Source organism: Streptococcus mitis SK564, assembly GCF_000148525.1.
Classification (GTDB): Bacteria; Bacillota; Bacilli; order Lactobacillales; family Streptococcaceae; genus Streptococcus; species Streptococcus mitis_H.
The window spans coordinates 1-16,154 of the sequence record NZ_AEDU01000001.1 but is presented as its reverse complement, the minus strand read 5'-3'; the positions used below and the strand labels follow the sequence as shown (position 1 = coordinate 16,154).

18 protein-coding genes are annotated in these 16,154 nt (G+C 41.6%); 1 reads left to right on the top strand and 17 read right to left on the bottom strand.

The annotated features are described in order from the left end of the window. Position 1 precedes the first annotated feature (1 nt). The 4 genes from SMSK564_RS03310 to cdaA all read right to left on the bottom strand — a co-directional run bounded on the left by SMSK564_RS03310 (position 2) and on the right by cdaA (position 3,451). On the bottom strand, positions 2-376 hold the full coding sequence (locus tag SMSK564_RS03310; RefSeq protein ID WP_001050089.1) for a DUF1149 family protein: 375 nt from the start codon (positions 374-376) through the stop codon (positions 2-4). A gap of 73 nt (positions 377-449) precedes the next feature. Next, positions 450-1,802, bottom strand: a complete 1,353-nt coding sequence (glmM, locus tag SMSK564_RS03305; RefSeq protein ID WP_000521450.1) for a phosphoglucosamine mutase — start codon at positions 1,800-1,802, stop codon at positions 450-452. Positions 1,803-1,827: 25 nt separating this feature from the next. Further along, a complete protein-coding gene (locus tag SMSK564_RS03300; protein ID WP_001230936.1) occupies positions 1,828-2,607 on the bottom strand; it encodes a CdaR family protein in 780 nt (259 codons plus the stop codon). Further along, on the bottom strand, positions 2,594-3,451 hold the full coding sequence (gene cdaA, locus SMSK564_RS03295) for a diadenylate cyclase CdaA (protein WP_001011073.1): 858 nt from the start codon (positions 3,449-3,451) through the stop codon (positions 2,594-2,596). The genes SMSK564_RS03300 and cdaA overlap by 14 nt, the downstream gene beginning before the upstream one ends. Positions 3,452-3,588: 137 nt before the next feature. Between cdaA and SMSK564_RS03290 the strand changes: the two genes are divergently transcribed. Next, the gene (locus tag SMSK564_RS03290) at positions 3,589-4,557 is read left to right on the top strand and encodes an NAD(P)/FAD-dependent oxidoreductase (protein WP_000081041.1); all 969 of its coding nucleotides are present in this window, start codon (positions 3,589-3,591) and stop codon (positions 4,555-4,557) included. 425 nt (positions 4,558-4,982) lie between these two features. Here the strand turns inward: SMSK564_RS03290 and whiA are convergent, their stop codons facing one another. The 13 genes from whiA to metA form a co-directional block, all read right to left on the bottom strand. Next, positions 4,983-5,894 carry a DNA-binding protein WhiA gene (whiA, locus tag SMSK564_RS03285; RefSeq protein WP_000011280.1) on the bottom strand — a complete coding sequence of 304 codons (912 nt, stop codon included), beginning with the start codon at positions 5,892-5,894 and terminating at the stop codon, positions 4,983-4,985. Next, on the bottom strand, positions 5,891-6,868 hold the full coding sequence (locus tag SMSK564_RS03280; RefSeq protein WP_001231050.1) for a YvcK family protein: 978 nt from the start codon (positions 6,866-6,868) through the stop codon (positions 5,891-5,893). The genes whiA and SMSK564_RS03280 overlap by 4 nt, the downstream gene beginning before the upstream one ends. Then, on the bottom strand, positions 6,865-7,755 hold the full coding sequence (rapZ, locus tag SMSK564_RS03275) for an RNase adapter RapZ (RefSeq protein WP_000163063.1): 891 nt from the start codon (positions 7,753-7,755) through the stop codon (positions 6,865-6,867). The genes SMSK564_RS03280 and rapZ overlap by 4 nt, the downstream gene beginning before the upstream one ends. Positions 7,756-7,806: 51 nt before the next feature. Next, complete coding sequence (locus tag SMSK564_RS03270; protein WP_001140426.1) at positions 7,807-8,187, bottom strand: RidA family protein; 381 nt, start codon at positions 8,185-8,187, stop codon at positions 7,807-7,809. Between the two features lie 10 nt (positions 8,188-8,197). Continuing rightward, a complete protein-coding gene (gene yihA / locus SMSK564_RS03265; protein WP_000422410.1) occupies positions 8,198-8,785 on the bottom strand; it encodes a ribosome biogenesis GTP-binding protein YihA/YsxC in 588 nt (195 codons plus the stop codon). An 8-nt stretch (positions 8,786-8,793) separates the two neighbouring features. Next, on the bottom strand, positions 8,794-10,026 hold the full coding sequence (gene clpX, locus SMSK564_RS03260; protein WP_025170881.1) for an ATP-dependent Clp protease ATP-binding subunit ClpX: 1,233 nt from the start codon (positions 10,024-10,026) through the stop codon (positions 8,794-8,796). A 36-nt stretch (positions 10,027-10,062) separates the two neighbouring features. Further along, the gene (locus SMSK564_RS03255) at positions 10,063-10,233 is read right to left on the bottom strand and encodes a hypothetical protein (protein ID WP_000442261.1); all 171 of its coding nucleotides are present in this window, start codon (positions 10,231-10,233) and stop codon (positions 10,063-10,065) included. Next, positions 10,233-10,739, bottom strand: coding sequence for a dihydrofolate reductase (locus SMSK564_RS03250; protein WP_000162470.1), 507 nt, complete (start codon positions 10,737-10,739; stop codon positions 10,233-10,235). Before SMSK564_RS03250 ends, SMSK564_RS03255 begins: the two co-directional genes overlap by 1 nt. A 129-nt stretch (positions 10,740-10,868) precedes the next feature. Beyond that, positions 10,869-11,387 (bottom strand): Dps family protein, encoded by a 519-nt coding sequence (locus SMSK564_RS03245; protein WP_000229864.1) that lies wholly within the window; start codon positions 11,385-11,387, stop codon positions 10,869-10,871. Between the two features lie 627 nt (positions 11,388-12,014). Continuing rightward, the gene (gene lytC / locus SMSK564_RS03240; RefSeq protein WP_004235972.1) at positions 12,015-13,529 is read right to left on the bottom strand and encodes a choline binding-anchored murein hydrolase LytC; all 1,515 of its coding nucleotides are present in this window, start codon (positions 13,527-13,529) and stop codon (positions 12,015-12,017) included. Between the two features lie 33 nt (positions 13,530-13,562). Beyond that, a complete protein-coding gene (gene tpiA, locus SMSK564_RS03235) occupies positions 13,563-14,321 on the bottom strand; it encodes a triose-phosphate isomerase (RefSeq protein WP_000087893.1) in 759 nt (252 codons plus the stop codon). Positions 14,322-14,418: 97 nt separating this feature from the next. Beyond that, positions 14,419-15,096, bottom strand: a complete 678-nt coding sequence (locus SMSK564_RS03230; protein WP_000221606.1) for a DnaD domain-containing protein — start codon at positions 15,094-15,096, stop codon at positions 14,419-14,421. 8 nt (positions 15,097-15,104) lie between these two features. Beyond that, entirely contained in the window at positions 15,105-16,049 is a 945-nt protein-coding gene (gene metA / locus SMSK564_RS03225; RefSeq protein ID WP_001122721.1) for a homoserine O-acetyltransferase MetA, read from the bottom strand. Positions 16,050-16,154: the final 105 nt, after the last annotated feature.

The window sequence follows — 16,154 nt, the reverse complement described above, 5'->3', positions numbered from 1 at the left end:
ATTAGAACTCCAAATTGATTCCTGGTAAGTCTAATGCAATTTCAGTCACTTCATAAGTCAAACGATTGAGCATATTCAAACATGGACGAGCCAAAGTTTCCACTTCTTCTTGGCTCAATTCACTTGGTTCATTGACAATACGACCATCGATATGGTTCACCTGTGAAATGGTTCCACTAATGACAAACTTATCAAATACAATCATAAAACTCAAGACAACAATTAAGGAAGTCACTTGATTTTCTTGGTCATGTTGAAGCAATTGGAAGTTCACATCTACCTTGGTTTCAGGAGCTCCATTTTCATTTTCCCATTCAAAATTACGCGCATCAAAATGATACTGACTAACAAATTCTTGTTCACGTTTAAGATTCATGTCTCTCTCCCTTAGCTACAATATTATAAGCTATTGTACCATAAATTTTTATTTTCATCTAGTTTTCTAGGATTTAGTCAATCCCAATTTCAGCTCGAACTACATCAGCGATGGTATCAACATAGTAGTCCACTTCTTCTGTTGTAGGCGCTTCTGCCATGACACGCAAGAGGGGCTCTGTTCCACTTGGGCGTACAAGGATACGACCATTCCCTGCCATTTCAACTTCCATCTTCTCGATAATTGCCTTGATAGCTGGCACTTCCATGGCCTTTTCCTTCATGGCATTTTCCACTCGGATATTGACTAATTTTTGTGGATAGATGGTTACTTCTGCGGCCAACTCTGACAAGCTCTTACCAGTTTCCTTCATGATTTTCGTCAATTGGACAGCTGATAATTGACCATCACCAGTTGTATTGTAATCCATCAAGATCACGTGCCCAGACTGTTCACCACCAAGGTTGTAGCCTGATTTTCGCATTTCTTCAACAACGTAACGATCGCCAACTGCAGTGACTGCCTTGTTAATGCCTTCACGGTCCAAGGCCTTGTGGAAACCAAGATTAGACATAACAGTTGTCACAATTGTATTTTGGGCCAATTGTCCTTTTTCAGAAAGGTATTTTCCGATGATGTACATAATCTTGTCACCATCAACGATATCGCCATTCTCATCAACCGCAATCAAACGATCACTGTCTCCGTCAAAGGCCAAACCAATAGCTGCCCCGCTTTCTTTGACCACTTCTTGAAGGGCTTCTGGGTGTGTAGAACCAACATTGAGGTTAATGTTAAGACCATCTGGTGTTTCCCCGATAACCGTCAATTGGGCACCCAGGTCTGCAAAGATTTGACGGGCACTTGTAGACGCTGCACCATTGGCTGTATCCAAGGCAACCTTCATTCCTTCAAGGGGAGTTCCAGTTGAAACCAGATAGCTTTCATACTTACGCAAACCTTCTGGATAATCTACCAAAGTTCCCAAACCTTCTGCACTTGGACGAGGAAGAGTATCTTCCGCAGCATCTAGCAAGGCTTCAATTTCCGCTTCTTTTTCGTCATCTAGTTTGAAGCCATCACCACCAAAGAACTTGATTCCATTATCAAGGGCTGGATTATGGCTAGCAGAAATCATGACACCTGCACTTGCTCCTTCAGTTTTGACCAAGTAAGCTACTGCTGGCGTCGCAAGAACACCGAGTTTGTAGACGTGAATCCCTACTGATAGAAGACCTGCCACCAAGGCTGATTCTAGCATTTCCCCAGAAATACGTGTATCACGTCCTACAAAAACTTTCGGTGCTTCCGTTTCATGTTGGCTAAGGACATAGCCTCCAAAACGTCCTAACTTAAAGGCCAATTCCGGCGTTAATTCTACGTTAGCTTCTCCACGGACTCCATCAGTCCCAAAATATTTACCCATTTTTATAAAATCCTTTTCCTATTTTTTAATTCGTTTTTGAACTAGTTGCTTTCGTTGACGAAGATGTCTCCGACGAACTGCTTGTAGTTGAATTTGATGTGCTTGAACTTGGTGTCACAGGTTTTGTAGTCACCTTCATTGTTGTGTCAAACGGAGTGATAACTGCCGGTAAGACAACACCATTGCGGTCGATTGCCTGCAAAGGTACTGAACCACTGTAATTACCTGTTATGCGTTCGCTAGTTGGTAAAAGCGCAATAACTTTGTCAATCTTAGCTAATGTTTCTTGGTCAGTTGTGACAGAAACTCGTTCATTTGACACAGTTACACTATCAATTTGTAACTTGGGATCAATCTGGCTTTGGTCAACTTGCGGAACAACAATCATCTCATCTCGCTTAACCTTCTTCCCAACTTTCACTGTGATCTTTTGAGGCGTTGCCACAGCGGTCAATCCACTTGGAAGATTTTCAATATTCAAGGGAACTTCAATCGTTCCAACACTGGCATCCGTCAAATCAGCAGTGACTTTAAACTTACGAGTACTTTCCTGCATTTCGCTGGCTAAAGTCACACGATTGGCACCTGTCAGCACAACTGAAACTTCTGAAGCAAAACCACTAATAAAGTATTGACTATTATCATAGTGAATATCGATAGGAACATTTGCTATCGTATTGGTGTAGGTTTCTGATTTGACCTGCCTTGCGGTATTGCTATTTTGAAAGTTGGTCGACGTTGCATAAATGAATAAGACACAAGCAAAAAAGAGAGATGAAATGATATATAGACTATTTTTTCTCATATTTCCAACCTCCTAGCAAACGGTCCTTGAAACTGACTTTTTCCTCAACTGCTGGCAAAAGAAGGATTCGTAGCTCTGCTTCAAATTCTTCAAGAGTCAAATCATGCTTGAAGACACCATTGTAGGTAATAGAGATACCACCTGTTTCCTCTGAGACGATGAAAGTCAAGGCATCGGATACTTCTGATAAACCGATAGCCGCCCGGTGTCTGGTTCCAAATTCCTTGGAAATCCCTGTACTTTCTGTCAAGGGCAAATAGGCAGAGGTGACTGCAATCCGATTTCCTCTGATAATCACAGCACCATCATGTAGAGGAGTGTTGGGAATAAAAATATTGATGAGGAGTTCTGCCGAAATTTTGGCATCCAAGTGAATTCCTGTCGCAATATATTCTTGCAAGGTTCGAACCCGTTGAATGGCAACCAGAGCACCTATCTTACGAGGACTCATGTATTCAACTGACTTGACAAAGGCACGAATCATTTGCTCTTCTGCACTTATTTGAGTAGTAGAAAAGAAATCTGTCGCCCTTCCCAAACGTTCCAAACCAGTTCGAATTTCTGGAGAGAAAATAACAACCACAGCAATGACTCCATAAGTGATAATCTGATTAATCAACCAAGAAATCGTGGTTAAACCAAGGATATTGGCCACAACCTGGGCTAATACAAAAATCAAGACCCCCCGCACCAAAATCATAATCTTGGTACCAGCTATCGCTTTTGTAAAACGATACAAAACATAGGTCACAATCAAAATATCAAACAGATTGATGGCAATACTCCAAGGACTAGAAAACAAGCTAGTCCAATATTGCAGGTTGGATAATTGTTGAAAGTTCATCTGCTGTCTCCTCTCTGTCCAAACACGTTCCTTTCTATTATACCATTTTTCTGGCATTTTTTTCCCTATCCTACTTCATTTTAAATTAAGGAAAAATATGATAAAATAGACTGACTAGAAAAAACAAAGGAGAAACCATGTCTCAACTCTATGATATTACCATTGTAGGTGGTGGTCCCGTCGGTCTTTTTGCGGCCTTTTACGCCCACCTACGCCAAGCTAACGTTCAAATCATCGACTCTCTTCCCCAACTAGGTGGACAACCTGCTATTCTCTATCCTGAAAAGGAAATCTTAGACGTCCCAGGTTTCCCAAATCTGACTGGAGAAGAATTGACCAACCGCTTGATTGAACAACTAAACGGCTTTGATACCCCTATTCATCTCAATGAAACGGTTCTTGAGATTGAAAAACAAGAAGAGGGCTTTGTCATCACAACTTCTAAAGGAAGTCATCTGTCTAAAACAGTCATCATCGCTATGGGTGGCGGTGCCTTCAAACCACGTCCGCTGGAACTAGAAGGCGTTGAGGGCTATGAAAATATCCACTACCACGTTTCCAACATCCAGCAATATGCTGGTAAGAAAGTGACGATTCTTGGTGGAGGAGACTCGGCTGTGGATTGGGCTTTGGCTTTTGAAAAAATCACACCAACTACCCTTGTCCACCGCAGAGATAATTTCCGCGCCTTGGAACACAGTGTCCAAGCCTTACAGGAATCATCTGTGACCATCAAGACACCATTCGTCCCTAGCCAACTCCTTGGAGATGGAAAAACGCTCGATAAACTTGAAATCACAAAAGTCAAATCTGACGAAACCGAAACGATTGACCTAGACCACCTCTTTGTCAACTATGGTTTCAAATCTTCTGTCGGTAACCTTAAAAACTGGGGTCTGGACCTCAACCGTCACAAGATTATCGTCAACAGCAAGCAAGAATCCAGCCAAGCAGGTATCTATGCTATCGGTGACTGCTGCTACTATGACGGAAAAATTGACTTGATTGCGACAGGGCTTGGAGAAGCACCAACCGCTGTCAACAATGCCATCAACTACATTGACCCTGAACAAAAAGTGCAACCAAAACACTCAACCAGTTTATAAAAAAGAACCACGAGTCAAATGCGATTCGTGGTTTTATAGTTCATCTACGATCTGATCAGCTTATACCTTTCCCCTTCTTTTTCAAAAAGCAAAAATGTCCTATCAAATTGATAGAGCATGTGATATAATAACGACGGCACTAACAATACGCCTTGGAAAAGGAGGTATTACAGATACTAGAACTTCTCAAAATAGTACTTGTCGCAGTCATCGAGAATATCATCTCATGGCTGGTGACTCGTTGGTTAGACGATCACTTCGACAAGTAACCTTCCTGGTTAGTGCTATCTAACCCAGAAAAAAATCCCCTCGGTATTGCAGTACCGAGGGGATTTCTGTTAGCACTAAAATGCTAGAACTTCTCAATTCCTCTTTATTATCTCACATGCTCTGTTCAATTGTCAAGAAAGAGGTGTTTTATATCTTTATAACTCATCGGCTAATTTATTTATCTTTCTGAGTCTGTGGTTGACACCACTTTTGGTCAGAGGGGTACTGAGGCTATCTGCCAACTGTTGGATAGAGTAGTCTGGGTGCTGAATCCGCAGTTGCGCTACCTCCTGCAAATCCACTGGCAGATTTTCTAAGCCCATGATATCTTTGATTTTACTGATATTGTTGATAGTCTTTATGCTGGCAGAAACTGTCCGAGCGATATTAGCTGTCTCCGCATTATTGGCTCGATTGAGGTCGTTACGAGTTTCTCGCAAAATCTTAACCCGCTCAAAATCATCACGCGCCTGCATGGCTCCGATTACTATCAAGAAGTCCATAATGTCTTCGGCACGCTGGAGATAGGTCACAGCTCCCTTCTTACGTTCAAGCACCTTGGCATCCAGTAAAAATTGCTGGAGAAGGGAGGCAATCCCTTGCGCGTGATCCAAATAGACAGAACTGATTTCCAACTGATACTTGCCTGACTCAGGGTCACGAATGCTTCCATTTGCCAAGAAAGCACCACAGAGATAGGCACGGCCTGCTTCCTCGTCTGATAAAATCTCCTCATCAATACCTGTTTCCAGACCAAAGAAAGAGTCTGCCAAGTGCAAATCACTCAACAAGTCCTGCACCTTTTCATCTGTAAAAACGGTATAGACTCGATTCTTGCGGAGATTGCTTCTTTGGTGGTGGCGAATTTCCGATTTGATTTCGTAGAAATGGAGAAAAGACTCATAGAGGTGACGAGCCAGCTTGGCATTTTCTGTCACAACAGACAAGGTCAGGCCCGAAGTCGAGAGACCGATACTACCAGACATCTTGATGATGGCAGATAATTCATGCCGGCTCAGATGGTGTTGACCTAGGATTTCTTCTTTTACTGCTACTGTGAAACTCATTTTCTCACCTGTATAATCCGCATCAACTCGTCCACGAGCAAATCTCCATCGTGGAAGGCACCCCCATTTTCCAGACGAAGGAAGTTGGATGAAATCACTCGCGGAACCTGTTTACAAAGGCCATCAAAGTCATGTTCCACCTGGACCAAGTATTCATCAAAACGGTTGGAATTCATGTATTCCTGAGGCACTTTTTCGATATTCACCAAGACGGTATCGATAAAAGGTCGACCAAGGTGACGATGCAAGACCTCCACGTGATCACTATCTGTAAAGTGTTCTGTCTCCCCACGTTGGGTCATGATATTACAGACATAGGCGATTTCTGCCTTGGTTTCCAAAAGCGCCTGTCCGATTTCCTTAATCACGATATTGGGCAAAATAGAGGTAAAGAGAGAGCCAGGCCCTAGGACAATCATGTCACTTTCAAGAATAGTCTGCACTACTCGACGGCTAGCCAGAGGCGTATCATCGTTTAGGGTGTTAGTCACATAGACATGGTCAATCATTCCTGGATGATCTGCAATATGACTCTCTCCAGCCACTTCTGTCCCATCCTGAAAGACTGCATGAAGGGTCAAAGGATGGTCACTTGAAGGATAAATCTTCCCAGTGGTATGGAAAAATTTGCTCAGTAACTGCATGGCATTATAGGTCGAACCCTGCATTTCTGACAGGCCAGCTATAATGAGATTACCCAATGGATGACCAGCAAAAGCGCCAGCATCTTCAGAAAAACGGTACTGAAAGACTTTCTCATAAAACTTAGGCATATCCGACATAGCCACAAGGACATTGCGAAGATCACCTGGCGGTGTCAATTGTTGCATATTTTTTCGGAGTTCACCTGATGAACCACCGTCATCCGCCACCGTTACGATAGCAGCGATTTCCACATCTTTTGCCCGCAGACTTTTTAGAATGACAGGAATCCCAGTTCCTCCACCAATCACCGTTATCTTTGGTTTTCTCATGAACGGTTTACCGTTTCCTTTCTTCGGTCTTTGTCGCGATGCCCTTCATTAACAGGCCAAGTCTTGGATAAGTCCTGCGCCAAGCGTTTAGCAAAGGCCACACTACGGTGTTGACCACCCGTACAACCCATGGCAATAGTCAAAACAGACTTGCCTTCCTTTTGGTAACTTGGCAAAATTGGCTCAATCAAAGCCAACAAATGTTGATAAAAGTCTTCTGACTCAGGACGATTCATGACATAGTCATACACTGGTTCATCCACACCCGTTTGGTTTCTCAGTTCTGGTAGATAATAGGGATTTGGCAAGAATCGGACATCAAATACCAAGTCCGCATCAATCGGGATTCCATATTTAAAGCCGAAAGACATAACTTCGATACGGAAAGACTGGGCTTGTTCCTGATCCGAAAACTGCTCTGCAATGGTTTTACGCAGTTCACGAGGAGTAAGTTCAGTCGTATCCACCACATTTTGGCTCATATTTTTCAAAGGCGCCAAGAGCTCACGTTCTAGCTTTATTCCATCCAAAATCCGTCCATCTGCAGCTAGTGGGTGACTTCGTCTGGTTTCCTTGTAGCGCGCGACCAATTCCTTATCTGCTGCGTCCAAGAAGAGAATTTTAAAGTCCAGTTCTTCCTTGTTTTCCAACTCATCCAAAACAGCTTGAATCTCTGAGAAGAAAGAACGGCTACGCATATCCACTACCAAGGCCAACTTAGGATCGTCTTCCTTAGTTTCAACCAGCTGCAAAAACTTAGGCAAGAGAGCTGGCGGCATATTGTCAATAGTAAAATAACCCAAATCTTCGAAGGACTGAATGGCAACTGTTTTCCCTGCGCCACTCATCCCTGTTACAATCACCAAGTGAAGTTGTTTCTTTGTCATCTTTTTCTCCTTATATCAAAAGAAGTTTGGCAACACCAAACTTCAACTAGCTTATCCAATCTCTGCGATGACTTCAATTTCGACTTTTACATCACGAGGAAGACGAGCTACCTCTACTGCTGAACGAGCTGGAAATTCCTCTTTAAAGGCCGTTTGGTAAACCTCGTTAAAAGGAACAAAGTCGTTCATATCGCTCAAGAAGCAAGTTGTTTTGACAACATGGTCAAAGTCTGTTCCAGCTTCTACCAAAATAGCACCAATGTTTTTCAAGACTTGTTCTGTCTGTTCTTGGATCGTTTCTCCAACGATTTCCCCAGTTTCAGGAGAGAGAGGAACTTGACCACTAGCAAACAAAAGGTTGCCAACGATTTTTCCTTGAACATAAGGCCCGATAGCCTTTGGAGCTTTGTCTGTATGAATTGTTTTTGCCATTTTCTTTTCCTCACAATTTTTCTAAGATTGCATCCCAAGCCTCATCCATCCCTGCCTTGCTGACAGATGAAAAGAGGATGAAGTCGTCACTTGGGTCAAAGTTTAATTTCTTTTTGATTGCTGATTCGTGCTTGTTCCATTTACCACGAGGAATCTTGTCCGCCTTGGTCGCCACAATGATAACCGGAATCTCATAATACTTGAGAAATTCGTACATCTGCACATCATCTGCTGACGGGTCGTGGCGGAGATCCACCAAACTAACAACCGCACGGAGATTTTCCCTAGTTGTCAGATATTCCTCAATCATGCGCCCCCACTTTTCACGCTCTTTTTTGGAAACGCGAGCATAACCATAACCAGGAACATCCACAAAGCGCATCTTGTCGTCAATGTTAAAGAAGTTGAGAAGCTGGGTTTTCCCAGGTTTCCCTGACGTACGAGCCAGATTCTTACGGTTCAGCATGGTATTGATAAAGCTAGATTTACCAACATTTGAACGCCCTGCAAGAGCGATTTCTGGTAGTTCATCCTGCGGATAGTGGGATTTATTAGCCGCACTGAGCAAGATTTCAGCATTGTGTATATTAAGTTCCATAGTCACCTCTAGGCTGTTTCTAGGATCGGTTTATCCGTTCCATCGACAGCTTCTTTTGTGATGCGAACCAATTTCACATTTTCCTGACTCGGCACTTCAAACATGACATCTAGCATGGTTTCTTCGATAATCGAACGAAGACCACGCGCACCCGTTTTACGTTCGATGGCCTTGTTGGCAATCTCTTGAAGGGCTTCGTCGTCAAATTCCAACTCGACATCATCATAAGAAAGCAAGGTTTGATATTGTTTGACCAAGGCATTTCTTGGCTCTTTCAAGATACGAACCAGATCATCAACCGTCAATTGCTCAAGAGCCGCAAAGACAGGCAAACGTCCAATCAACTCAGGGATAATACCAAATTTTTGAATATCTTCTGCGATGATTTCTTGCATGTAAGAGCTATTTTCATCAATCGCCTTATTGTTTTGACCAAATCCGATGATTTTTTCACCCAGACGTTGTTTGACGATTTCTTCAATACCATCAAAGGCACCACCCACGATGAAGAGAATATTTTTAGTATCCACCTGAATCATCTCTTGTTGCGGATGTTTGCGTCCACCTTGAGGTGGTACGCTAGCAACGGTTCCCTCGATAATCTTGAGAAGAGCTTGTTGCACCCCTTCACCAGAAACATCACGTGTGATAGAAACGTTCTCGCTTTTCTTGGCAATCTTGTCAATTTCATCCACATAGATAATCCCACGCTCTGCACGTTCGATATTAAAGTCAGCAGCCTGCAAGAGTTTGAGGAGGATATTTTCCACGTCCTCACCTACATAACCAGCCTCAGTCAGGGCTGTTGCATCCGCAATCGCAAAAGGTACATTCAAGCTCTTAGCCAAGGTCTGAGCAAGGAAAGTTTTTCCTGAACCAGTTGGACCAATCATCAAGATGTTTGACTTCTGCAAATCCACATCTTCCGACTCTTCACGCGTATCGTGGAAATTGATACGTTTGTAGTGGTTGTAAACTGCAACTGCCAAGGCACGTTTGGCACGATCTTGACCGATTACATAGTGGTTCAAGATATGGAGAAGTTCGATTGGTTTTGGAACTTCAGACAAGTCTGCCAAGACTTCCTCAGCCAACTCCTCCCGAATGATTTCCTGGGCCAACTCCACACATTCATTACAGATAAAGGCATTGTTACCTGCGATTATTTTTTGTACTTCTTCTTGGCTTTTACCACAAAATGAGCAATAAACCATCATATCATTATTCCTAGTTGTAGGCATGATTTCCTTCCGTTCTATTCTATACTATCATTCTATCTAAAATAAGGTCATGTAAAAGGCATGAACACTATTGACCAAATTGGTAAAGGCATTTAACCAGAGCAGGACAGAAAGTCCATAACGCTTTTTACGAAAAGCCTGTGCTCCTGCAAGCAAGCAGACCAAACACAGCATGGCTGTGAAAAAACCAAATATACTACGTTCCATTAGACTTCCTTTCTCTTGCGGTATTGGATGGTAAAATCATAAGGATTTTTCTCATCTTTGGCATAGGATTTGCTTGAAACTGTCTCAAAAAGAGACAAGTTAAACTCTTCAGGGAAATAGGTATCTCCCTCCACCCGAGCATGAATTTGAGTCACAATTACTTCGTCCAAATAGGGTTCAAAAGCCTGAAAAATCTGCTTTCCACCAATAATATAGAGATTCTTTTCTTGAGCCTGATACCAGTCCAAGACAGACTGGACATCATGAAAAGTAGCAACTCCATCTATCTTTTCTTCCGAGTTACGTGTCAAAATCAAGATTTCACGTTTTGGAAGCAAGCGGCGTTCCATCCCATCAAAGGTCACACGCCCCATCAAGATAGCATGATTCAGAGTTGTTTCTTTAAAGTGTTGCAATTCTGCTGGCAAATACCAGGGCAGACGATTGTCCTTACCAATCACACCCTCTTCATCCTGGGCCCAAATAGCTACGATTTTTTTAGTCATGCTTCCATCCTTTTCACTGATAGTACTATTTTATCAAAAAACTCAAAAAAAGACTGGTTTGGAATAGCTTACAGAATAGAAAAAATCTGTAAGAAATTTCCTACAGATTTATATATTTTCTATTGTTTCTTACAAACCAGGTGCTTGTCCTAATTCTGCCGCAAGCATCCAGACTGTTTTTTCAAGGTCAGCCTTAGCTCCAACAAAGATATCATTGGTTACATCATCGCCTTCTTCGTCAGTCACATCCAACGCTTTTTGGAAAAGAGTGATGAGGTAACGATAAATTTCAAGGACACGTTCCAAACTTTCTTCTACATTGCGGAACTCTCCAACTTCTTCTTCGATTTCACTGTTTTGAAGGAACTCTGTCAATGTAGAGAATGGGCTACCTCCGAGTGTAATCAATCGTTCGCTGATTTCATCTAAATGACCATCAAGAGCATCCATGTACTCATCCATTTTTGGATGCCATACAAGAAATCCACGACCACGCATGTACCAGTGTACTTGGTGCAAAGCCACGTGGGCCACGTATAAATCAGCAACAGCTTGGTTCAATACTTCCTTTGTTTTTGCCAATGCTACTGGCGCTGTTTTTGTTAATGATGCTACATCTTTTACTGCTTCTTTTTTCAATTCTACCATTTTCTTTACCTCGTTCATTATTTTTTGCAACCACTTCTTAATGATTACTATCTTAGTATACCACTAAGAAAAACCAATAGCAAGTCAAATGACCCACATGAGAAAAGTTGCAATAGACTGATAATTTAAGAATTTTTTAGAGAATATTAGAGTCAATTTCATGTCTATTTTTTAATAAAGAAAAGAAAAAGAATATACAAACTTCTAGCAAACTGAATAAGAACTATTAAATTGTACAGTGTATTATTGAACTACGATATTTCTTAAATAGACTGTCAACAAAAAATCTATTTTTATTTTATAGAAACTTAAAAGTAGGGGAAGTGTCTTCAACTACGACATTATCATCTTGATCAGCATCTTATACTCAATGAAAATCAAAGAGTAAACTAGGAAACTAGCCGAAGGCTGCTCAAAGTACATCTTTGAGGTTGCAGATAAAATTGACGAAGTCAGCTCAAAACACTGTTTTGAGGTTGTGGATAGAACTGACGAAGTCAGTAACCATACGCACGGCAAGACTACGTTGACGTGGTTTGAATTTGATTTTCAAAGAGTATTAACTGCGACAAAATAAAGAAAAAAGGGATGCAATTTTCTTGCACACTCCTTTCTCAAACTTATATCTTAATACCAAACGCTGACGTCAACACGACCACGAATTCCTTTTAAGTATTCAGACGAAGTATATTGCCATCCTTTTTCACCTGAATAATGAGGATTTGTCCAATCAAGTGCATCCGTATAGGCTGCTACCCAGTTAACATGTTGCAAAATATCAGGATGATTCAAACGAGTTTGCAAAAGTTGACGGTAGCTATAAACATTCACATTTTGATAACCAGCCTGTTTCATTGTTACCATATATTTGTTGATAATCTTGACCCAGGTTCCAGTATCACTTGGAGCTCTTTTGCTCTTATTGCCATATTCCCAGTTCTCAACATCGTAGTAGATAGGATAAGACAAGTTCATCTTGTATTTTTTCAAGAGTTCAATGGTTTGATTAGCATCATTCTCAGCATCAGTCTCATTTTCAGCATAAGTATAAAGGTAAACACCGTAAGGAATTCCAAGACGGTTTAACTCCTTAATATTATGAGCCAATTCCTTGTCCTCAGTTCCACTATAGCCCAAACGAACAATGACTCCATCAACGCCATTATCATCGATGACCTTTTTCCAGTCACTGATACGACCATTGTGCTCACTGACATCGATGACCTTTTTAACTTGATCAGTCCCAACTTGTTCTTCACGATGGTTAAAGAAATAACGTCTGCCATTTCGGTGAACCCAGCCAACATTCAAGTCTTTCTTTTCTTTTAACTCACCTGAGTCAGAAAAAATATAGCGAGCATCATTCATGACTAATTCACCAGTCGCCATAGCACCACTTTCTGTCAAATAGTAGTTACCCTGCCACTCATCTTTAGCCATGTAACCCCACTTCTTGAAATAGTACCACTTTCCGTCTACCTTTTGCCACTCTTGATTTGCATAAGAACCATCGGACTTGAGATAGAAGTAAGATGAATAGGCTGGATCATAAAGCCATTCATTTTGCATCATGGCACCTTGACCATTCAAGAAATAATTTCCCTGCCATTGACTTTTAGCCATATAGCCCCACTTCTTAAAATAGTACCATTTACCTCCAACAGCGTACCATTCCTGGTTAGCATAAGAACCATCGGACTTGAGGTAAAACCAATTCTTATAGGCATTATCATAAACCCATTCATTCTTAGCCATATAACCACCTGATTTTAGGTAGTAATTGCCCTGCCACTCATTTTGAGCATAACGACCGTCTGACTTAATATAAAACCAAGCCTTATAGTAGTTATCAAAAATCCACTCACTCTTTGCTTTGGAACCATCAGCCTTTACATAATAATCCCCCTCCCAGTGGGCAGAAGCAGTGGTCTTTACTCCTGCGCTCGTTTGAGTTTTATTAGAAGACTGATTTTGCTCTGAACTACTTGAAACTGTCCTTGCATCCTGCGAAGTTTTTGCTACTTCAGTTTCATTTGCAGCTACATGACTAACTGCCAAGACTAGCAAAAAGATACTTGCTAATCCAATTTTTCCAATCTTTGTTTTCAATCTTTCCTCTCCTATAAAAAATGGAACAGACATCTGAATGCTGTTCCACCTAGCTTTTGCTACTGATTATTTTACAAAGTCAAGCAAAGCCAAGAAGCTTTCTGCTTCAAGTGACGCACCACCTACAAGGGCACCGTCAACGTCTGGACAAGCCATGTATGAAGCAACGTTTTCAGGTTTAACAGAACCACCGTATTGAACACGAACTTTGTCTGCAACTTCTTGACCGAAGTCAGCAGCTACAACGTCACGAACAACTTTACACATTTTTTGTGCATCGTCTTGTGAAGCTGATTTACCAGTACCGATAGCCCAGATTGGCTCATAAGCGATAACTGAGGCAGCAACTTGTTCAGCAGTCAATCCAGCCAATGCAGCAGATACTTGAGCACCTACGAATTCAGCAGCTTTACCAGCTTCGTAAGTTTCAAGTGACTCACCACAACAGATGATTGGAAGCATACCGTTCGCAAAGATTGCTTTTGCTTTTTTGTTGATATCTTCGTCAGTTTCATGGAAGTAGTCACGGCGTTCTGAGTGACCGATAACAACGTAGTCAGTACCGATTTCTTTCAAAACTTGTGGGCTAGTTTCACCAGTGAAAGCACCTGCATTTTCAAAGTAGCAGTTTTGAGCAGCAACTTTAAGGTTTGAACCTTTTGCAGCAGCAAGAACAGTTGTCAAATCAAGAGCTGGAGCAGCGATACCTGCTTCAACAAGATCTGATGAAGGAAGTTTTGATGCAACTGCTTCAACGAACGCTTTAGCTTCTTCTGGATTTTTGTTCATTTTCCAGTTACCAGCGATAAATGGTTTACGTGACATTTCACATACCTCTTTTTTCAATTTATTTTCTATTTATTTTATCACAATTAGACTCAGCTTGCAAATCTTACTCGGATTTCAAGCCTGCTTACATGGATTAATCTCTCCAGAGATCCATGGCATTTCTGAAATCTGCCGATACCTGTGTCAACTGAGGATTGTTTGCTTCTCTCTCTGCCCGCTTAGCCTCGATTTGAGCCACACTTTTGATACCTTCATGTCGCCAATTTCTCAAAATCGCCTGGATGTACTTCCAGTTTGGTTTTCCATTCAAAACAGCTTCACGAAGAGCTTCCTTAATCAAGTCAGCACTGGTTCCATCTTCCTTTAGTGTCTTGGTCAAATCCTCAATTTCAAAAGGGGTCAACAGGCGTCCCAACTCCTGCTGAAAAGTTTCCACCAAATCCTTAAGATGATTTTGAGGGGTCAACTGGTTTGAACTCGAATGAGTAGCACCAAGCAAGTCATCCAAACGTTCCAAGGCCAAACTGGTATCAAAAAGCAATTCGATTTCGCCATTCAATTCGATAGTACGATACTGAAGTAGTCCCCTCTCCGTCAGATTGGAAATGGACTGGTTGACATCTGAAATTTCCTTGCCAATCCTGTCAGCAATCTGGCTTGGAGACATTTCTTCCAAACCCGTTGTATTTTGCAAATAGAAAAATTGCCAGACTAGAAAATCATCGCTGGAAGGAAAGAGTTCCTTAAAATGCAAGAGCAGGGCACTCGGTAAAACCAAGGTCCCTGATTTAAAAGCGTCTAAATATGTCATAATACCTCTTATAAATACCCAAATGCAGATGCATCATCTTCTATTTTTCTCCAGTCAAAAGGTGTCTCCTGATAGACTGCATAATTCACCCAGTTACTGAAAAAGAGGGCTGCTGATGAAGACCAACAAAGACAAGGTATCTGGTTGACATCATCATCCTTAAAATAATTTTCTGGAATATGTGGGTCTAAACCTGCGTCACGATCTCGAAAATACTCTTTTGCCAAGGTATCACGGTCATATTCCAAATGCCCAAAACTATAAATTTCTCGTAAATCACGACTGGCCAAAATAGAAACCCCAACCTGAGGTCCTTCTGATAAAATTTCAAGATTGGTCTTGTTTAAGACCTCTTCCTTAGAAATCTCCGTGTGCCGTGAATGAGGGGATACATAGCTATCATCAAAGCCTCTAAATAGAAGGTGACCCTCTTTTAGGGTGTCCTGAGGATAAATACCTGATAGCTTACTGTCCATCTGGTATTTTTCTACCCCATAACGCAGATAGAGTCCCGCCTGAGCCCCCCAACAGATATGAAGGGTCGAATAGACATGGGTCTTGGACCACTCAAGCACCTGGCTAAATTCCTCCCAATAGTCCACTTCCTCAAATGGTAAATGCTCAACTGGAGCACCTGTGATAATCATCCCATCAAAATACTCGTCCTTAACTTCAGGAAAAGTTTTATAAAAGGTCTCCATGTGCTCTGAACGAGTTGTCTTAGAACGATGGCTTTCCATATAGAGAAAATCAATATCCAGTTGCAGGGGTGTATTAGCCAAATGGCGCAACAACTGTGTCTCTGTGACCATTTTCTGTGGCATGAGATTTAAAATTAAAATCTTCAAAGGACGGATATCTTGGTGGGCCGCACGTTGATCATCCATGACAAAGATATTCTCTGTCCGTAAAATCTCAACAGCTGGTAGTTTTTTATCAATTCGAATCGGCATAACCCTCTCCTAACTGTACTCTTTCAGGAATAATTGCATATGTTTGAAACTCTTCGAAAATCTCTTCAAACCGCGTCAACGTTTCCTTGCCGTAGATATATGTTA

Excerpts from the sequence above, each read along its gene's own strand:
- tpiA (WP_000087893.1), bottom strand. The coding sequence starts at position 14,321 with ATGTCACGTAAACCATTTATCGCTGGTAACTGGAAAATGAACAAAAAT.
- cdaA (WP_001011073.1), bottom strand. The coding sequence starts at position 3,451 with ATGAACTTTCAACAATTATCCAACCTGCAATATTGGACTAGCTTGTTT.
- glmM (WP_000521450.1), bottom strand. The coding sequence starts at position 1,802 with ATGGGTAAATATTTTGGGACTGATGGAGTCCGTGGAGAAGCTAACGTA.
- rapZ (WP_000163063.1), bottom strand. The coding sequence starts at position 7,755 with ATGACAAAGAAACAACTTCACTTGGTGATTGTAACAGGGATGAGTGGC.
- SMSK564_RS03245 (WP_000229864.1), bottom strand. The coding sequence starts at position 11,387 with ATGGTAGAATTGAAAAAAGAAGCAGTAAAAGATGTAGCATCATTAACA.
- SMSK564_RS03280 (WP_001231050.1), bottom strand. The coding sequence starts at position 6,868 with ATGAGAAAACCAAAGATAACGGTGATTGGTGGAGGAACTGGGATTCCT.
- SMSK564_RS03290 (WP_000081041.1), top strand. The coding sequence starts at position 3,589 with ATGTCTCAACTCTATGATATTACCATTGTAGGTGGTGGTCCCGTCGGT.
- SMSK564_RS03250 (WP_000162470.1), bottom strand. The coding sequence starts at position 10,739 with ATGACTAAAAAAATCGTAGCTATTTGGGCCCAGGATGAAGAGGGTGTG.
- lytC (WP_004235972.1), bottom strand. The coding sequence starts at position 13,529 with ATGTCTGTTCCATTTTTTATAGGAGAGGAAAGATTGAAAACAAAGATT.
- whiA (WP_000011280.1), bottom strand. The coding sequence starts at position 5,894 with ATGAGTTTCACAGTAGCAGTAAAAGAAGAAATCCTAGGTCAACACCAT.
- SMSK564_RS03255 (WP_000442261.1), bottom strand. The coding sequence starts at position 10,233 with ATGGAACGTAGTATATTTGGTTTTTTCACAGCCATGCTGTGTTTGGTC.
- SMSK564_RS03300 (WP_001230936.1), bottom strand. The coding sequence starts at position 2,607 with ATGAGAAAAAATAGTCTATATATCATTTCATCTCTCTTTTTTGCTTGT.
- SMSK564_RS03230 (WP_000221606.1), bottom strand. The coding sequence starts at position 15,096 with ATGACATATTTAGACGCTTTTAAATCAGGGACCTTGGTTTTACCGAGT.
- SMSK564_RS03310 (WP_001050089.1), bottom strand. The coding sequence starts at position 376 with ATGAATCTTAAACGTGAACAAGAATTTGTTAGTCAGTATCATTTTGAT.
- SMSK564_RS03270 (WP_001140426.1), bottom strand. The coding sequence starts at position 8,187 with ATGGCAAAAACAATTCATACAGACAAAGCTCCAAAGGCTATCGGGCCT.
- clpX (WP_025170881.1), bottom strand. The coding sequence starts at position 10,026 with ATGCCTACAACTAGGAATAATGATATGATGGTTTATTGCTCATTTTGT.
- yihA (WP_000422410.1), bottom strand. The coding sequence starts at position 8,785 with ATGGAACTTAATATACACAATGCTGAAATCTTGCTCAGTGCGGCTAAT.
- metA (WP_001122721.1), bottom strand. The coding sequence starts at position 16,049 with ATGCCGATTCGAATTGATAAAAAACTACCAGCTGTTGAGATTTTACGG.